General features: G+C 64.0%; 12 protein-coding genes. 7 read left to right on the top strand and 5 right to left on the bottom strand.

Annotated elements, in window-relative coordinates; genetic code table 11:
- From FJW06_RS18870 to FJW06_RS18860, 3 genes are all read left to right on the top strand, one after another.
- Positions 1-1407 carry a glutamine synthetase family protein gene (locus FJW06_RS18870; protein ID WP_140753726.1) on the top strand — a complete coding sequence of 469 codons (1407 nt, stop codon included), beginning with the start codon at positions 1-3 and terminating at the stop codon, positions 1405-1407.
- Positions 1408-1505: 98 nt separating this feature from the next.
- Complete coding sequence (locus FJW06_RS18865) at positions 1506-2741, top strand: putative DNA modification/repair radical SAM protein (protein WP_140753725.1); 1236 nt, start codon at positions 1506-1508, stop codon at positions 2739-2741.
- Positions 2742-2743: 2 nt separating this feature from the next.
- Positions 2744-4210, top strand: a complete 1467-nt coding sequence (locus FJW06_RS18860; RefSeq protein WP_140753724.1) for a UdgX family uracil-DNA binding protein — start codon at positions 2744-2746, stop codon at positions 4208-4210.
- Between the two features lie 154 nt (positions 4211-4364).
- On the opposite strand, the gene FJW06_RS18855 is transcribed toward FJW06_RS18860, so the two are convergent.
- The 4 genes from FJW06_RS18855 to FJW06_RS18840 form a co-directional block, all read right to left on the bottom strand.
- Positions 4365-5624: a glycerate kinase gene (locus tag FJW06_RS18855; RefSeq protein ID WP_140753723.1), complete on the bottom strand. Its 1260-nt coding sequence runs from the start codon at positions 5622-5624 to the stop codon at positions 4365-4367.
- The gene (locus FJW06_RS18850; protein WP_140753722.1) at positions 5621-6124 is read right to left on the bottom strand and encodes a heme-degrading domain-containing protein; all 504 of its coding nucleotides are present in this window, start codon (positions 6122-6124) and stop codon (positions 5621-5623) included. The genes FJW06_RS18855 and FJW06_RS18850 overlap by 4 nt, the downstream gene beginning before the upstream one ends.
- 79 nt (positions 6125-6203) lie before the next feature.
- Positions 6204-7517 (bottom strand): guanine deaminase, encoded by a 1314-nt coding sequence (gene guaD / locus FJW06_RS18845; protein WP_140753721.1) that lies wholly within the window; start codon positions 7515-7517, stop codon positions 6204-6206.
- Positions 7518-7519: 2 nt separating this feature from the next.
- Positions 7520-8746 carry a urate hydroxylase PuuD gene (locus FJW06_RS18840; protein ID WP_140753720.1) on the bottom strand — a complete coding sequence of 409 codons (1227 nt, stop codon included), beginning with the start codon at positions 8744-8746 and terminating at the stop codon, positions 7520-7522.
- 131 nt (positions 8747-8877) lie between these two features.
- Here FJW06_RS18840 and FJW06_RS18835 point away from each other — a divergent pair, with 131 nt between their 5' ends.
- From FJW06_RS18835 to FJW06_RS18825, 3 genes are all read left to right on the top strand, one after another.
- Entirely contained in the window at positions 8878-9798 is a 921-nt protein-coding gene (locus FJW06_RS18835; RefSeq protein ID WP_140753719.1) for a LysR family transcriptional regulator, read from the top strand.
- Positions 9799-9900: 102 nt separating this feature from the next.
- A complete protein-coding gene (locus tag FJW06_RS18830) occupies positions 9901-10866 on the top strand; it encodes an LLM class flavin-dependent oxidoreductase (protein WP_140753718.1) in 966 nt (321 codons plus the stop codon).
- On the top strand, positions 10863-12113 hold the full coding sequence (locus FJW06_RS18825; protein ID WP_140753717.1) for an LLM class flavin-dependent oxidoreductase: 1251 nt from the start codon (positions 10863-10865) through the stop codon (positions 12111-12113). Before FJW06_RS18830 ends, FJW06_RS18825 begins: the two co-directional genes overlap by 4 nt.
- Before the next feature lie 5 nt (positions 12114-12118).
- On the opposite strand, the gene FJW06_RS18820 is transcribed toward FJW06_RS18825, so the two are convergent.
- Positions 12119-12949, bottom strand: a complete 831-nt coding sequence (locus FJW06_RS18820; RefSeq protein ID WP_140753716.1) for a PhzF family phenazine biosynthesis protein — start codon at positions 12947-12949, stop codon at positions 12119-12121.
- A 224-nt stretch (positions 12950-13173) separates the two neighbouring features.
- Here FJW06_RS18820 and dps point away from each other — a divergent pair, with 224 nt between their 5' ends.
- Positions 13174-13662, top strand: coding sequence for a DNA starvation/stationary phase protection protein Dps (gene dps / locus FJW06_RS18815; protein ID WP_040979811.1), 489 nt, complete (start codon positions 13174-13176; stop codon positions 13660-13662).
- Positions 13663-13754 lie beyond the last annotated feature (92 nt).

Genomic DNA, 13754 nt, shown 5'->3' with positions numbered 1-13754 from the left:
ATGGACAATCCGAACGCCGTAACAACTTCACCTTCCGGCTCGACGCCAGCCGAGGCAAAAGCCTTTCTCGACGCGCATCCCGAGATCGAGGCGTTCGACATCGTGCTCACCGACGCCAACGGCATCGGCCGCGGCAAGATCGTGCGCCGGCACGAGCTGATGGGCATCTTCGAGAACGGCCGACACCTGCCGATCTCGATCCTCGGCCTCGACATCACCGGCGAGGACGTGCACGAGACCGGGCTGGTGTGGGACACCGGCGACGGCGACCTCAGGGCGTGGCCAATCCCGGGGACACTGGTACCGCTCTACGGCACCAGCCCGGCCCGTGGCCAGGTGCTGATGTCGATGTACCATCTCGACGGCCAGCCGATGACCTCCGACCCGCGGCTGGTGCTGGCAAGACAGGTGGAACTGCTTGCGGCGCGCGGCCTGCATCCGGCCGGCGCCTTCGAGTTGGAATTTTTCCTTTTGTCCAATGAGCGCGACGCGGACGGTAAGGTGCAGCCCGCACGCGCTGTGCTCGACGGCCGCCGTTCGGCGAAGACGGAAGTCTATTCGGTCGACCATCTGCATGGCATGGAGCCGCTGTTTTCCGACATCTACGCCGCAGCCAAGGCGCAGGGCATCCCAGCCGAAACGGTCATTTCGGAATACGCGCCCGGCCAGTACGAGCTGACGCTGAACTACCGCAAGAACGTGATGCGGGCGGCCGACGACCTCGTCATGCTGAAGCGGCTGGTCAGGGCGCAGGCGCGCCGGCACGGCGTCACCGCCTGTTTCATGGCCAAGCCGATCGAGGCATATGCGGGTTCGGGCATGCATTTCCACGTCTCGCTGCAGGACGATGCCGGCCGCAACGTCTTCACCGAGACTACCGGCGAAAAATGGTCGCCGAAGCTGCTCAATGCGCTTGGCGGCCTCATCCACACCATGGCGGAATCGATGCTGGTGTTTGCGCCGCACGCCAATTCATGGCGGCGATTCGTCTCGCAATCTTACGCGCCGGTGGCGCCGAGCTGGGGCGTCAACAACCGCTCGGTGGCGCTGCGCGTGCCAGCGGGCGACGCCAGGAACCGCCGCATCGAGCACCGGCCGTCCGGCGTCGATGCCAATCCCTATCTGGTGGCGGCGACGGTGCTGGCCGGCATCGTCAAGGGTGTGGATGAGGGCCTGGACCCTGGCCCGGAGACGACCGGCAATGGCTACCAGCAGGCGACGGAGAGATCGACCTTGCCCGCCGACTGGCGCGCAGCTATCGAAGCGGCCAGAGGTTCCGATTTCCTGAAGTTGGCGCTCGGTCCCGACCTGCACCGGACCTTCGTATCGATCAAACAGGCCGAATATCTGCGTGTCGCCCGCACCGTCAGCGAGCTGGATTATCACCTCTATCTGCACGAGGTGTGAGTTTCGCCGACGACGACATTTGGGATGCGGCGATCACATTTTGCCGCGCCTCATCAAAAGCTATAGCTATCGTGCGCATGAGAACATATCATGAACATATGGCTGCACTTTCCCTTCGCGAAAAACTGGCGATCCTATCCGATGCCGCCAAATACGACGCCTCCTGCGCCTCGTCCGGCTCGGCGAAGCGCGACTCGCTGAGATCGGGCGGCATCGGTTCGACCGAGGGTTCCGGCATCTGCCATTCCTACGCGCCGGACGGGCGCTGCATCTCGCTGCTGAAAATCCTGCTCACCAATTTCTGCATCTACGACTGCAGCTATTGCATCAACCGCTCGTCCTCGAATGTGCGGCGTGCCCGCTTCGGCGTCGAGGAGGTGGTGAAGCTCACCATGGACTTCTATCGCCGTAACTACATCGAGGGGCTGTTCCTGTCGTCAGGCGTCATCCGCTCGCCGGACGAGACCATGGGCGAGATGGTTGAGGTGGCGCGGCGGCTCAGGATCGAGGAAAAGTTCGGCGGCTATATTCACCTGAAAACCATTCCCGAAGCGTCGGCCGAGCTGATCGAAACGGCCGGCCTCTATGCCGACCGATTGTCGATCAATGTCGAACTGCCGACCGACGAGGGCGTGAAGAAGCTGGCACCGGAAAAGAAGCCGGAAACGATCCGGCTCTCGATGGCGAAGCTGCGCCGCAAGATCGAGGAAAAGTCCGAGCCGACATTGCAGACCCGCAAGCAGGAGCGCTTCGCGCCGGGCGGCCAGTCGACGCAGATGATCGTCGGCGCCGACAAGACATCCGACGACGGCATCCTGCGCGCCAGCGCCCGGCTTTATGGCAGCTATCACCTCAGACGTGTCTATTACTCCGCCTTCAGCCCCATCCCGGATTCATCGTCATCACTGCCATTGCGCAAGCCGCCGCTGATGCGCGAACACCGGCTCTACCAGGCCGACTGGCTGATGCGCTTTTACGGCTTCTCGCAGCCGGAGATCCTGGCCGGCAGCACTGATGGCATGCTGGACCTGGCCATCGACCCCAAGCTTGCGTGGGCGCTGCGCAACCGGGGCCGCTTTCCAGTCGACGTCAACCGCGCCGAGCGCGAAACCCTGCTGCGCGTTCCCGGCCTTGGTACCAAGGTCATCGACAGGATTATCGAAACACGCCGCCACCGGCGGCTGCGGCTGGAGGATGTCGGCCGGCTCTGCCATTCGGTCGCCAAGCTGCGGCCCTTCATCATCGCGGAAGGCTGGTCGCCGGGCGCCCTGACCGACAAGGCCGGCTTGCGCCAGGTGATCGCCCGCTCCTGCGAGCAGCTTTCATTGTTCTGACCATGCCAAGCACCCAGCTCAACCTCGCCACCCATCTTGTCCGGCTCGACAGCGAGACCGATTTTGCCGGCTGGCGCGACGCGGCGCGCCGGTTGGCCATGAACGAGATAACGCCGGAAGATGTCGCGTGGCAGGTCGAGCAGGATGGAGAAGATCGCGGTAAAGACTTGCCGGCTGTATTGGCCGATGCAAAGCTGGTCGTACCGCGCGATTTCATCGAACGCGCCGAGACCGTCATCTGCCATTGCGACCCCGAGCGCTTCGGCTTTCTTTACCGGCTGCTCTGGCGGCTGCGTTCGGAGCCGAAGTTGCTCTCGATCGCTTCCGATCCGGATATCCGCAAGCTGGAGGCGACGGAGAAGGCGGTGCACCGCGACGTCCATAAGATGCGCGCCTTCGTGCGTTTCCGGAAGATCGGCGAAGGCACGGACGAACGCTATGTCGCCTGGTTCGAGCCTGAGCATTTCATCGTCGAGCGCAACGCCCATTTTTTCGTGCGGCGCTTTACCGGCATGCGCTGGTCGATCCTGACACCTTACGCCTCGGCCGACTGGGACGGCGAGCAGCTAGCCATCGGCCCGGGCGCCGGCAAGCGCGACGCGCCGGGCGAGGACGATGCGGAAGCGCTGTGGCAGACCTATTTCGCAAGCATTTTCAATCCTGCCCGCCTCAAGGTGAAGGCGATGCAGAGGGAGATGCCGAAGAAATATTGGCGGAACCTTCCGGAGGCCTCGCTCATTCCAGATTTGATAGCAGGAGCGGACAAGGCTGCGTCAGCCATGATCGACCGGATGCCAACCACCCCAGCACCGCACCACGCCAAGGTGAAGGCCAAGCACTGGCCGACGCCCGAGCCGTCCGATGTTGTGGCGCCTGAAGCTGGAAATATTCCGGAGCTGTGCGAGGAGGCGAAAGGCTGCCGCCGCTGCCCGCTTTGGCGCGATGCGACGCAGACCGTCTTTGGCGAGGGGCCGGAGAATGCCGACGTGATCTTCGTCGGCGAGCAGCCCGGCGACCAGGAGGATCTGGCCGGCAAGCCGTTTGTTGGTCCGGCGGGCAAGGTGTTCGACACCATCCTGGACGACGCCGAAATCGACCGCCGCAAGGTCTATGTGACCAACGCGGTGAAGCACTTCAAATTCGAACCGCGCGGCAAAAGGCGGATCCATTCCAAGCCCAATGCGGGCGAAATCCAGGCCTGCCGCTGGTGGCTGGACAAGGAGCTCGATCTGGTCAAGCCGAACCTCGTGGTGGCGCTCGGCGCGACGGCGGCGCAATCGCTGCTTGGCAAGGCGGTGCCGATCACCAAGATGCGAGGCGACGTGATCGAGCGCGAGGACGGTTTGCGTGTGTTCCTGACCATCCACCCGTCCTTCATCCTGCGTATCCGCGATCACGAGGACAAAGAGGCCGAGAAGGAGCGGTTTCTCGGAGATATGCGGAAGGTGAAGCAGTTGATGGCTGCCTAGGCAGTATTGATCTTCAGGTGAGGCCGGCCTGCAAATGGCGGCTTCCTGCGCTTCCGGTGCTCACGTACGAAAGTACGCTCCGCTCCGGTTCTCGGAACCCACCATTTTCGACTCGGCCTGACCTGAATCTCAAAACTGCCGGGCCGAGCCAAGCCTAGCGGACCAGAATTGCCCTCAGATCATTCACATTCGTGCCCGTCGGCCCCGGCACGAACAAATCCCCGGCCGCATTGAAGGCCGTCCAAGCGTTGTTGCCGGCAAGCATCGCCTTGGCGTCAACGCCTGCCGCGCGCATGCGTGCCACGGTCGAGCCGTCGGCAAAGGCGCCGGCATTGTTCTCGGAACCATCGATGCCGTCGGTATCGGCAGCAAGTGCGTGGATGCCGTCCACGCCATCGATGCCGATCGCAAAGGCGAGCAGGAATTCGGAATTTCGGCCGCCTTTGCCCTTGGCGCGCAACGTCACCGTCGTCTCGCCGCCGGAGAGAATCAGCACCGGCTTCTTGAAGGGACGATTGCGCGTGGCCACTTCCCGCGCGATCGCGGCATGCACGCCGCCAACCTCGCGCGCCTCGCCTTCGATCGCATCCGACAGGATGACGGCCTCGATGCCTTGCCGCTTCGCTTCGGCGGCGGCTGCCTCCAGCGAGACGCCGGCCGAGGCGGTCAGGTGCACTTCGTTGCCGGCGAAACGCGGATCGTCGGGGCGGGGCGCGTCGGCGGCGGACGAATTGATGTGGGCCATGACCGCGTCCGGCAGTTTCATGCCATAGGCGGCGATCGAGGCGAGCGCGTCGGCGCGGCTGCCGGTGTCGGGAACGGTCGGGCCCGACGCAACCAGGGCCGGATTGTCGCCTGGGATGTCTGAGACGACCAGCGACACCACGCGCGCCGGATGCGCGGCAGCGGCCAGCCGTCCGCCCTTGATGGTCGAGACATGCTTGCGGATGGTGTTCATCGCCGCGATCGGCGCGCCGGAGGCGAGCAATGCCTCGTTAACGGCGATCTCATCGGCAAGCGTCAACCCGGGCGCGGGCGACGGCAGCAGGGCCGAGCCGCCGCCGGAAATCAGCGCCACGACCAAGTCTTCCGAAGTCAGGCCCCGCACCTTCTCCAGCAAGCGGCGCGAGGCCTCGAGGCCGGCGGCATCCGGCACCGGATGCGCCGCCTCGATGATCTCGATGCGCTCGCATTTGGCACCATAACCGTAGCGGGTGACGACAAGGCCATCGATCGGACCGTCCCAGACCCGCTCGAAGGCCGCCGCCATCTGCGCCGAGCCTTTGCCCGCGCCGATGACGATGGTGCGGCCCTTCGGTTTTGCCGGCAAATGATTGCGGATCGTCTTTTCCGGGTCGGCGGCGGCGACGGCGGCGTTGAAGATCGAGGTGAGGAAGGTTTTTGGATCGGTCATTTGTCTTCCGGCGGCAACCTGAGCTTGCTCGCATCGACGCCGAGATGCGCGCAGAGCGCATCGACCACGACGCCGTGGTCCTCGCGCTCCGGCAAGCCGGAGACGGCGATGACGCCGATCACGCCTGCGCCCTTGACGGTGAGAGGAAAGCCGCCGCCGGCCAGCACATAGTCGGCAATGTCCAGGCCCTCACCGATCTTGAAGGTGCGGTCGGAGCGCTGCTGCTCCAGGACCAGGCGATAGGTGCTTCTGAGATACCGCTTCACGACATTGATCTTGCGCCGCGCCCAGTCCGGATTGGAGGCGTTGGAGCCAGGCATCGCGGCATAGAAGAGCGGCCGGTCGAAGGTCCTGATGTCGACGATGATCGGCAGGTCTTCCTTCAGTGCCCGGTCCCTGATGGCAGAGCCGATCTTGAATGCGACCGCCTCATCGAAGGCCGCAAAGACCAGCGTGGCTTCCTGTTTCTTGATCAGAGCGATGTCGTCGGCGGTGGCCATGGCGTTCCCCTGTCAAATGTCGACGCACGCTTTGGCCGATGGCCGACGCCGGGTCAAGCGCGAAGGGCATGGAATGGCGTTATGCCGCGATCGCGCTCTTTGCCGGCCGACCCGCCACATAGACCTCGCGCACAGCGCGGTCGTCGCCCAGCGTCTGCAGCAGGAAGAGCTCTTCCGCCAGCGTCTCCACGGTCTCCATCCTGAGCCGCATGCCCGGCGTCGCATGGGCGTCGAGCACGACGATATCGGCGTCGGTGCCTTCTTCCAGCGTGCCGACCTTGTCGGCCACGGACAGCGCCTCGGCATTGCCGCGCGTCAGCTGCCAGAAGGACTGGAAGGGGTTCAGCTTCTCGCCGTTCAGCGCGATCACCTTGTAGCCCTCATCCATGGTGCGCAGCATCGAATAGTTGGTGCCGCCGCCGACATCCGTGGCCGCGGCGATCCTGAGCGGCTTCTCGCGCCGGCGGTAACGCTGATAGTCGAACAGGCCGGAGCCGAGGAAGAGATTGGAGGTCGGGCAAAACACCGCGACCGAGCCCGATTGCGACAGCGCATCCGCCTCGCGGTCCGACAGATGGATGCAGTGGCCAAACAGGCTCTTCTTGCCGAGCAGGCCGTAATGCTCATAGACGTCGGTGTAGTCGCGCGACCAAGGATAGAGCTCCTGGGTGAAGGCGATCTCGGCGTGGTTTTCCGACAGATGCGTCTGCATGTGGAGATCGGGATGCTCACGGCAGAGCACGCCGGCCATCTCCATCTGCTCGGGCGTAGAGGTGATGGCGAAGCGCGGCGTGATTGCATAGAGCTGACGGCCCTTGCCGTGCCATTCGGCGATCAGCGCCTTGGTATCGTCATAGCCGGTCTGCGGCGTGTCGAGCACGCCGTCCGGCGCGTTGCGGTCCATCATCACCTTGCCGGCAATGTTGAGCATATTGCGCTCATGTGACTCGGCGAAGAAAGCCTCGGCCGAAGACTTGTGCACCGAGCAATAGGCGACGACGGTCGTCGTGCCCTGGCGCAGCATCTCGTCGAGGAAGACCCTGGCGATGCGGCGGCCATGCTGCGCGTTCTGGAATTTCGACTCTTCCGGAAAGGTGTATTTGTTCAGCCAGTCGAGCAGCTCGGCGCCATAGGAGGCGATGATCTGCATCTGCGGCACATGGACATGGGCATCGAGAAAGCCCGGCAGGATGAGATGCGGGCGATGGTCGATCGTCCCGATGCCGGCGCCTGCCTTCTCCAAGACCTCGGCATATGAGCCGGCAGTGATGATCTTACCGTTGTCGATCAACAGCCCGCCATCCTCCTCGTAACGCCAGGCGGAATGGTCGTCTATCGTTTCGGGCCAACGCAGGAAGGAGAGCGTGCGGCCGCGCAGAATTTTCGCTGTCATGCTTACTTTCCGGCGCCTTCGAACCAGGCGACCAGAAGGGCCCTTTCCTGGTCGGTGATCTGGGTGACGTTGGCGGGCGGCATGGCATGCGCCCGGCCGGCCTGGATATAGATCTCGCGCGCATGCTCGGCGATGCGCTCGTCAGTGTCGAGCAGCACGCCCTTCGGCGCATGGTAGATGCCTTCATAGACCGGCTCTTGCGTATGGCACATCGAGCAGCGGCCAAGCACGGTGTCGCGCACCGCCGGGAAATGCGCGGAAGCCATATAGACCTGCGCGGCGGAGGATGCGGCGGAGGCCTTGGGCTCGCCGGTCAGCACCTTCGGCACGGTCGACAGCCAGATGATGATCATGAACAGCACGGCAGCACCGAGCCAGGTCCAGGTCGGGTTGCCCTTCCTGGCATGCACGGTGTTGAAATAGTGCCGGATCAAAACGCCGATGATGAAGACAAGCGAGGCGATGACCCAGTTGAACTCGGTGCCGAAGGCCAGCGGGTAGTGGTTCGACAGCATCAGGAACAGTACCGGCAAGGTCAGGTAGTTGTTGTGCAACGAGCGCTGCTTGGCGATCTTGCCGTATTTCGGGTCGGGCTTGCGGCCGGCGATGAGGTCGGCGACGACGATCTTCTGGTTGGGGATGATGATCATGAAGACATTGGCCGACATGATGGTGGCGGTGATGGCGCCGAGATGCAGGAAGGCGGCGCGACCGGTGAAGAGATGCGTCAGCCCCCAGGCGATGAAGACAAGCACGCAGTAGAGCACCAGCATCAGGCCGGTGTCGCTCTTGCCGAGCGGCGAGCGGCAGAGCAGATCGTAGACGATCCAGCCGACGCCGATGGTGGCGAGCGACAAGAGGATGCCGACCGGCACCGAGATGTTAAGCACGTTGGGGTCGATCAGGAAGAGATCGGCGCCGGCATAGTAGACCACGCAGAGCATGGCGAAGCCCGACAGCCAGGTGGCGTAGGATTCCCATTTGAACCAGGTCAAGTGCTCGGGCATCTCGGCGGGCGCCACCAGATATTTCTGGATGTGGTAGAAGCCGCCGCCATGCACCTGCCATTCCTCGCCGAAGGCGCCGGCGGGCAGGCCGGGACGCTGGCGCAGGCCGAGGTCGAGCGCGACGAAATAGAAGGACGAGCCGATCCAGGCGATGCCGGTGATGACATGCAGCCAGCGGACCGCAAAACTCAGCCAGTCCCAGAAAATCGCGAAATCCATCATTGCACTCGTCCCTGCCGATGAGAGCGACTTTACGGTCTGGCGCGCAAACGAAAAGAGGCGAGGTGCGCGATGACTTTCAAAAAAAAATAAAAAATAATAGGGTGCCCCACGGAGCCGCATGAAAGCCACGCATGGCCTATCTCGACAACATCGCCGTCTTCGTCCGCGTCGTCGAGCTCGGCAACCTTTCGGCGGCGGGGCGCGACATGCGGATCTCGCCGGCCGTCGCCTCCAACCGCATCAAGGAACTCGAAAAACATCTGGGCGTCCGGCTGTTCAACCGCACGACGAGGCAGTTGATGCCGACCGAGCACGGCACCGTGTTCTACACCGGTGCCAAGCAGGTGCTGGATGCGATCACCGAGGCGGAAGCCGCGGTCGCAGCCCTTTCCGGACAGCCGCGCGGCACCATCAGGGTTACGGCGCCGCTCGGTCTCGGCCGCCGGCTGATCGCTTCCGGCATACCGGATTTCCATGATAAATACCCCGATATCGAGGTGCGGCTCAGGCTCTCCGACCACAATGTCGATATCATGAAGGAAGGCATCGACGTTGCCTTCCGACTCGGCATCATCGAGGATTCGAGCCTGCGTATGCGCGGCATCATGGAATGCGAGCGCGTGCTGGTGGCAGCACCGAAATATCTGGAAGCGCGCGGCGAACCGGCCGAGCCGCAGGAACTGGTCGGCAAGAAGCACGATTGCCTGATGCTGCGCTATGCCGGCGCGCGCGAATTCGTCTGGACATTGCAGACGCCGGGCGGCGTGCAGAAATTCGAGGTGCACGGTCCCTATGACACCGACGACGGCGATGTGCTGACCGGCTGGGCGCTGTCGGGGCGCGGCATCATCAACAAGCCGCGCTTCGAGGTGGAGCCCTTCATCCGCGACCGGCGGCTGAAGGTGATCCTGCCCCAGACGCCACCGACGCCGGTGCAGTTCGCCGCCGTCTATCCTCACAAGAAGCTGCAGGACCCGAAGGTGCGGCTGCTGCTCGACTTCATGGCCGACCGCTGCCAGCGGCTGATCAAGGATATCCTGGCTGGCAAGTGATAGCCGCGTGGGCCATCCGGGCCGGTTGCCTTGCGCGAAAGCCGGCCTAGGTTGGTTGCCGAATGGCTGCGAGACGTCGCCCGCAACCGAGTGGACCGCTGCATGCATCTCGCCATTTCGCTGAACATCGCCGCCACAAACGGACAGGACGTCCTGGACTTCGGCCAGATCAGCGCCTTCGTGCAGAAGGCGGAAGCGGCGGGTGTTGACATGGTCATCATTTCTGACGTGTTGGGGAGCGGCGAGCCGTCCACCAGTCCGTTCGAAGCGACGACGCTGCTGGCCGCCTTGGCGACCGTGACCGACAGGATCGGCCTCGTGGCCAGCGCCTCGACGCTGGCGCACCAGCCCTACAATCTGGCGCGCCGGTTTGCTTCGCTGGACATCATCAGCCATGGCCGCATCGGCTGGAACGCGACGCTGAGCCAGAACCCGCGCGAGGCGGCGAATTTCAGCCGGCCGGAAGGGTTTTCGGACGACGACTTTCGCCGCCGCGCAGAAGAGTTCATCGGCATCGTGCACGGTTTATGGCGCGGCTGGGACGCGGATGCCTTGCTGTTCGACAAGGCGGGCGGGCGGTTCCACGATCCCGGCAAGATGCATGTCCTCGACCATAAGGGCGATTTCTTCGCGGTACGCGGGCCACTCAATGTCGCGCGCTCGCCGCAGGACACTCCTGTGCTGGTCATGTCCGGCTCAAGCGTAGCCGATCGTGATTTCGCGAGCCGTGTCGCCGACGTCATCCTGATCGAGGAACAATCGGCCGAGACTGCCAATGCTGCTAGCGCGCACTTGAGACGCCGGGCGCTTGCCGCCGGCCGCAAACCGGAAGGTGTGAAGGTGCTGCTGACGGTCGCCGTTGGATCGGAGCCCAACGTCGACAGGCTTCGAACCTTGCTGGGCTCGAGCGGCTGCGAGGGCCTCCACCTGACCTTGCCGACTGGCAATCAGGAACTCCAGAGTTTTGCCGACCACATTTTGCCGGAGATTCGCCACCGCGGGCTGGCCGGCCAGGGCCGGCCAGGCGCGACGTTGCGCGCACATCTTGGGCTAGGAGGCGCAAAATGACCGCGCGCCGGATGAAGCTCGGCTTGTTCCTGTGGGCGACGGGACACCATATCGCCGCCTGGCGTCACCCGAATGCGCATGTGACGGCCGGTGTCGACGTCGACCACTACATAAAGCTGGTGCAGACGGCGGAAGCGGCGAAGTTCGACGTGGTGTTCTGCGAGGATGCCGCCGGTCTGCGCGAGGCCAATGTCCAGATCGCCAGCCAGACGTCGCGCTCGATCGGCTTCGAGCCGATCAGCCTGCTCTCGGCGCTGGCCGCGCACACCGAGCGGATCGGCTTGGTTTCCACGGCATCGACCAGCTACAACGAGCCCTATGGGCTGGCGCGCATGTTCGCCTCGCTCGACAATCTGAGCGGCGGCCGCGCCGGTTGGAATCTCGTCACGTCGGCAAGCCCGATCGAGGCCGCGAATTTCGGCGCGACGGGGCTCAGACCACATGCCGATCGCTATGCGCGGGCGCGCGAATTCGCCACGGTGATAACCGGCCTATGGAACCGACGCGCTGCCGGCCATGACGGCGAAAGCTTCTCGGTGCGCGATCCGCTCGACATCCCGCCCTCGCCGCAAGGCGCGCCGGTGATGGTGCAGGCCGGCGCGTCCGATGACGGCAAGGATCTGGCCGCGCGCACCGCCGATGTCGTGTTCTCGGCGGCGCAGACCTTCGAAGAAGCCAAGGCCTTTTACGACGATCTCAAGGGTCGGCTCGCCGTCTACGGACGCCAGCCGGACGATGTGAAGATCATGCCCGGCGTGGCGCCGATCGTGGCCGCCACGAAAGCCGAGGCACAGGCGAAATACGATGCGCTGCAGGAACTGATCCCCGACGATGTCGGCTTGGCGCTGCTCTCCAGCTATCTCAGCATCTCCGACCTCCGGCGCTATCCGATTGACGGGCCGCTGCCCGAACTGCCGGAGAGCGAAGGCATGAAAAGCCGGCAGGCGCTGGTCATCGAGCAGGCGCGCCGCGACGGGCTCTCGATCCGCGAGCTCGCGCGTTATTTTGCCGGTGCGCGCGGCCATTGGCGGATCGTCGGCACGGCCGGAGAGATCGCCGACGAATTGCAGGCGCGCTTCGAAGGCGGCGCGGCCGACGGCTTCAACGTCATGCCGTCCTGGTTCCCGGGCGAGCTCGACGCCTTCGCGACATTGGTGGTGCCCGAACTGCAGCGGCGCGGCCTGTTCCGCAAGGAGTATGAAGGCCGCACGCTGCGCGAACATCTCGGCCTCAAACGGCCGGCTTAAGGGCTTTAATCCATCAGCCGCGCCGTCCCTGACACCCTGATCGAGCTGCCCGGCGCCGGCGGGATATCGGCATGGAGGCGTGAGCGCATGCCCATATCCTCGCCCTGGACGATGCCGATGGCGCCGCCATGCGGCCAACCGAGGTCGCGCAGATAGCCGGCAAAGGCAGCGGTTGCGGCGCCCGTCGCCGGGTCCTCGTAGACGCCGCCGGAAGCGAAAGGATTGCGCGTGTGGAAGAGGCGCGGCGTCCCGGCATAGGCGAGCAGGATCGTGACCAGGCCTTCGCGCCGCATGAAGGACTGGCCTTGCTTCAAGTCATAGGCCATGGCGGCCAGCGCCTCGCGCGACTTCAGCGCCAGCACGAGATGATCAACGCCGCCATGGATCAGCGCCGGCGGAATGGCGGGATCGAGATCGCCAGGCTCATAGCCAAATAGCTCCAACGCCTCGCCAGCCAGCTCCGACGAATCCGGCTGGCTGCGCGTCGGCGGCGATTGCAGCGCCGCGGCGAAATTGGCGCCGTCGCGAAAGCCTTCGACTGTGATGTCGGCCTGGTTGAGCCTCAGCTTGAAGACGCCGTCGCCGAATTTCCTGACCAGCGCCGCGCCGAGCGCAATGGTGGCATGGCCGCAGAACGGCACCTCCGATTCCGGCGAAAAATAGCGCACGCGCCAGCGTTCGCCTTCGGGCGCGGCGAAAGCGGTTTCAGAGAAGCCGACTTCGGCCGCGACGCGCTGCATGTCGGCCGCATCCGGCAAGGCCTCGCCGATCACCACGCCGGCAGGATTGCCGCCGGTGTTCCCATCCGAAAAGGCTGCGATCCTCAGTACATCCATGTTCCTGGCCTCGTTGTCCGTGAGGCGCAACAAACACATTTCAAGCCGTTTTGGGAAATGAAGAAAGCGGCGAGCAGCGGTGAGCGCCAGTCACATCTGCAATCAGCGTCGTGCGCTTCGATCCAACGCGGAACGAAATTCGGCCTATCGCCGTTCTGACGATTGGCGGCTGTCCGGGCCGCCTTCAGCTCTCACCAATCGACGCAGCGCGACAGGAGCCGACCATGGACGCCATCGTCACCAAGAACGACCTCAAATCGGATGCCAAAAAAGAATCGATCGATCTGCTCAACGCCAGGCTTGCCGACGCCATCGACCTAGCGCTGATCACCAAGCAGGCGCACTGGAACGTCAAGGGTCCGCAATTCATCGCCATCCATGAGATGCTCGATGAATTCCGCGAGGAGATCGACGGCCATGTCGACATCATCGCCGAGCGCGCCGTGCAGCTCGGCGGCACCGCGCACGGCACTTCGCAAGACGTGTCGAAGGCGACGAAGCTAAAACCCTATCCGACCGACATCCACAAGACCAAGGATCATCTGGCGGCGCTGATCGACCGTTATGCCACGGCCGCCAAACTGGCGCGCGAAGCGATCGACGAGGCGGACGACGCCGGCGATGCCGACACCGCCGACATCTTCACCGCCTATTCGCGCTCGCTCGACAAATTGCTGTGGTTCCTGGAAGCGCACACGCAGGAAAAGGAATAGCTGGGCGGTTGCCGTTCTAGGCTGAATCGACATTCAACGCATCCAGAGCAAAGCTGCGGCGAGTTGTAGGAAGCCGAGGAAGTGGACGGCTC

Origin of the sequence: Mesorhizobium sp. B4-1-3, from assembly GCF_006439355.1 — a bacterium.
Classification (GTDB): Bacteria; Pseudomonadota; Alphaproteobacteria; order Rhizobiales; family Rhizobiaceae; genus Mesorhizobium.
This window is presented reverse-complemented; position numbering and strand designations above follow the sequence as displayed.

What these genes read in the sequence shown, in the direction of transcription:
- FJW06_RS18870 (WP_140753726.1), top strand. Translation starts at nt 1, where the DNA reads ATGGACAATCCGAACGCCGTAACAACTTCACCTTCCGGCTCGACGCCA.
- FJW06_RS18865 (WP_140753725.1), top strand. Translation starts at nt 1,506, where the DNA reads ATGGCTGCACTTTCCCTTCGCGAAAAACTGGCGATCCTATCCGATGCC.
- FJW06_RS18860 (WP_140753724.1), top strand. Translation starts at nt 2,744, where the DNA reads ATGCCAAGCACCCAGCTCAACCTCGCCACCCATCTTGTCCGGCTCGAC.
- FJW06_RS18855 (WP_140753723.1), bottom strand. Translation starts at nt 5,624, where the DNA reads ATGACCGATCCAAAAACCTTCCTCACCTCGATCTTCAACGCCGCCGTC.
- FJW06_RS18850 (WP_140753722.1), bottom strand. Translation starts at nt 6,124, where the DNA reads ATGGCCACCGCCGACGACATCGCTCTGATCAAGAAACAGGAAGCCACG.
- guaD (WP_140753721.1), bottom strand. Translation starts at nt 7,517, where the DNA reads ATGACAGCGAAAATTCTGCGCGGCCGCACGCTCTCCTTCCTGCGTTGG.
- FJW06_RS18840 (WP_140753720.1), bottom strand. Translation starts at nt 8,746, where the DNA reads ATGATGGATTTCGCGATTTTCTGGGACTGGCTGAGTTTTGCGGTCCGC.
- FJW06_RS18835 (WP_140753719.1), top strand. Translation starts at nt 8,878, where the DNA reads ATGGCCTATCTCGACAACATCGCCGTCTTCGTCCGCGTCGTCGAGCTC.
- FJW06_RS18830 (WP_140753718.1), top strand. Translation starts at nt 9,901, where the DNA reads ATGCATCTCGCCATTTCGCTGAACATCGCCGCCACAAACGGACAGGAC.
- FJW06_RS18825 (WP_140753717.1), top strand. Translation starts at nt 10,863, where the DNA reads ATGACCGCGCGCCGGATGAAGCTCGGCTTGTTCCTGTGGGCGACGGGA.
- FJW06_RS18820 (WP_140753716.1), bottom strand. Translation starts at nt 12,949, where the DNA reads ATGGATGTACTGAGGATCGCAGCCTTTTCGGATGGGAACACCGGCGGC.
- dps (WP_040979811.1), top strand. Translation starts at nt 13,174, where the DNA reads ATGGACGCCATCGTCACCAAGAACGACCTCAAATCGGATGCCAAAAAA.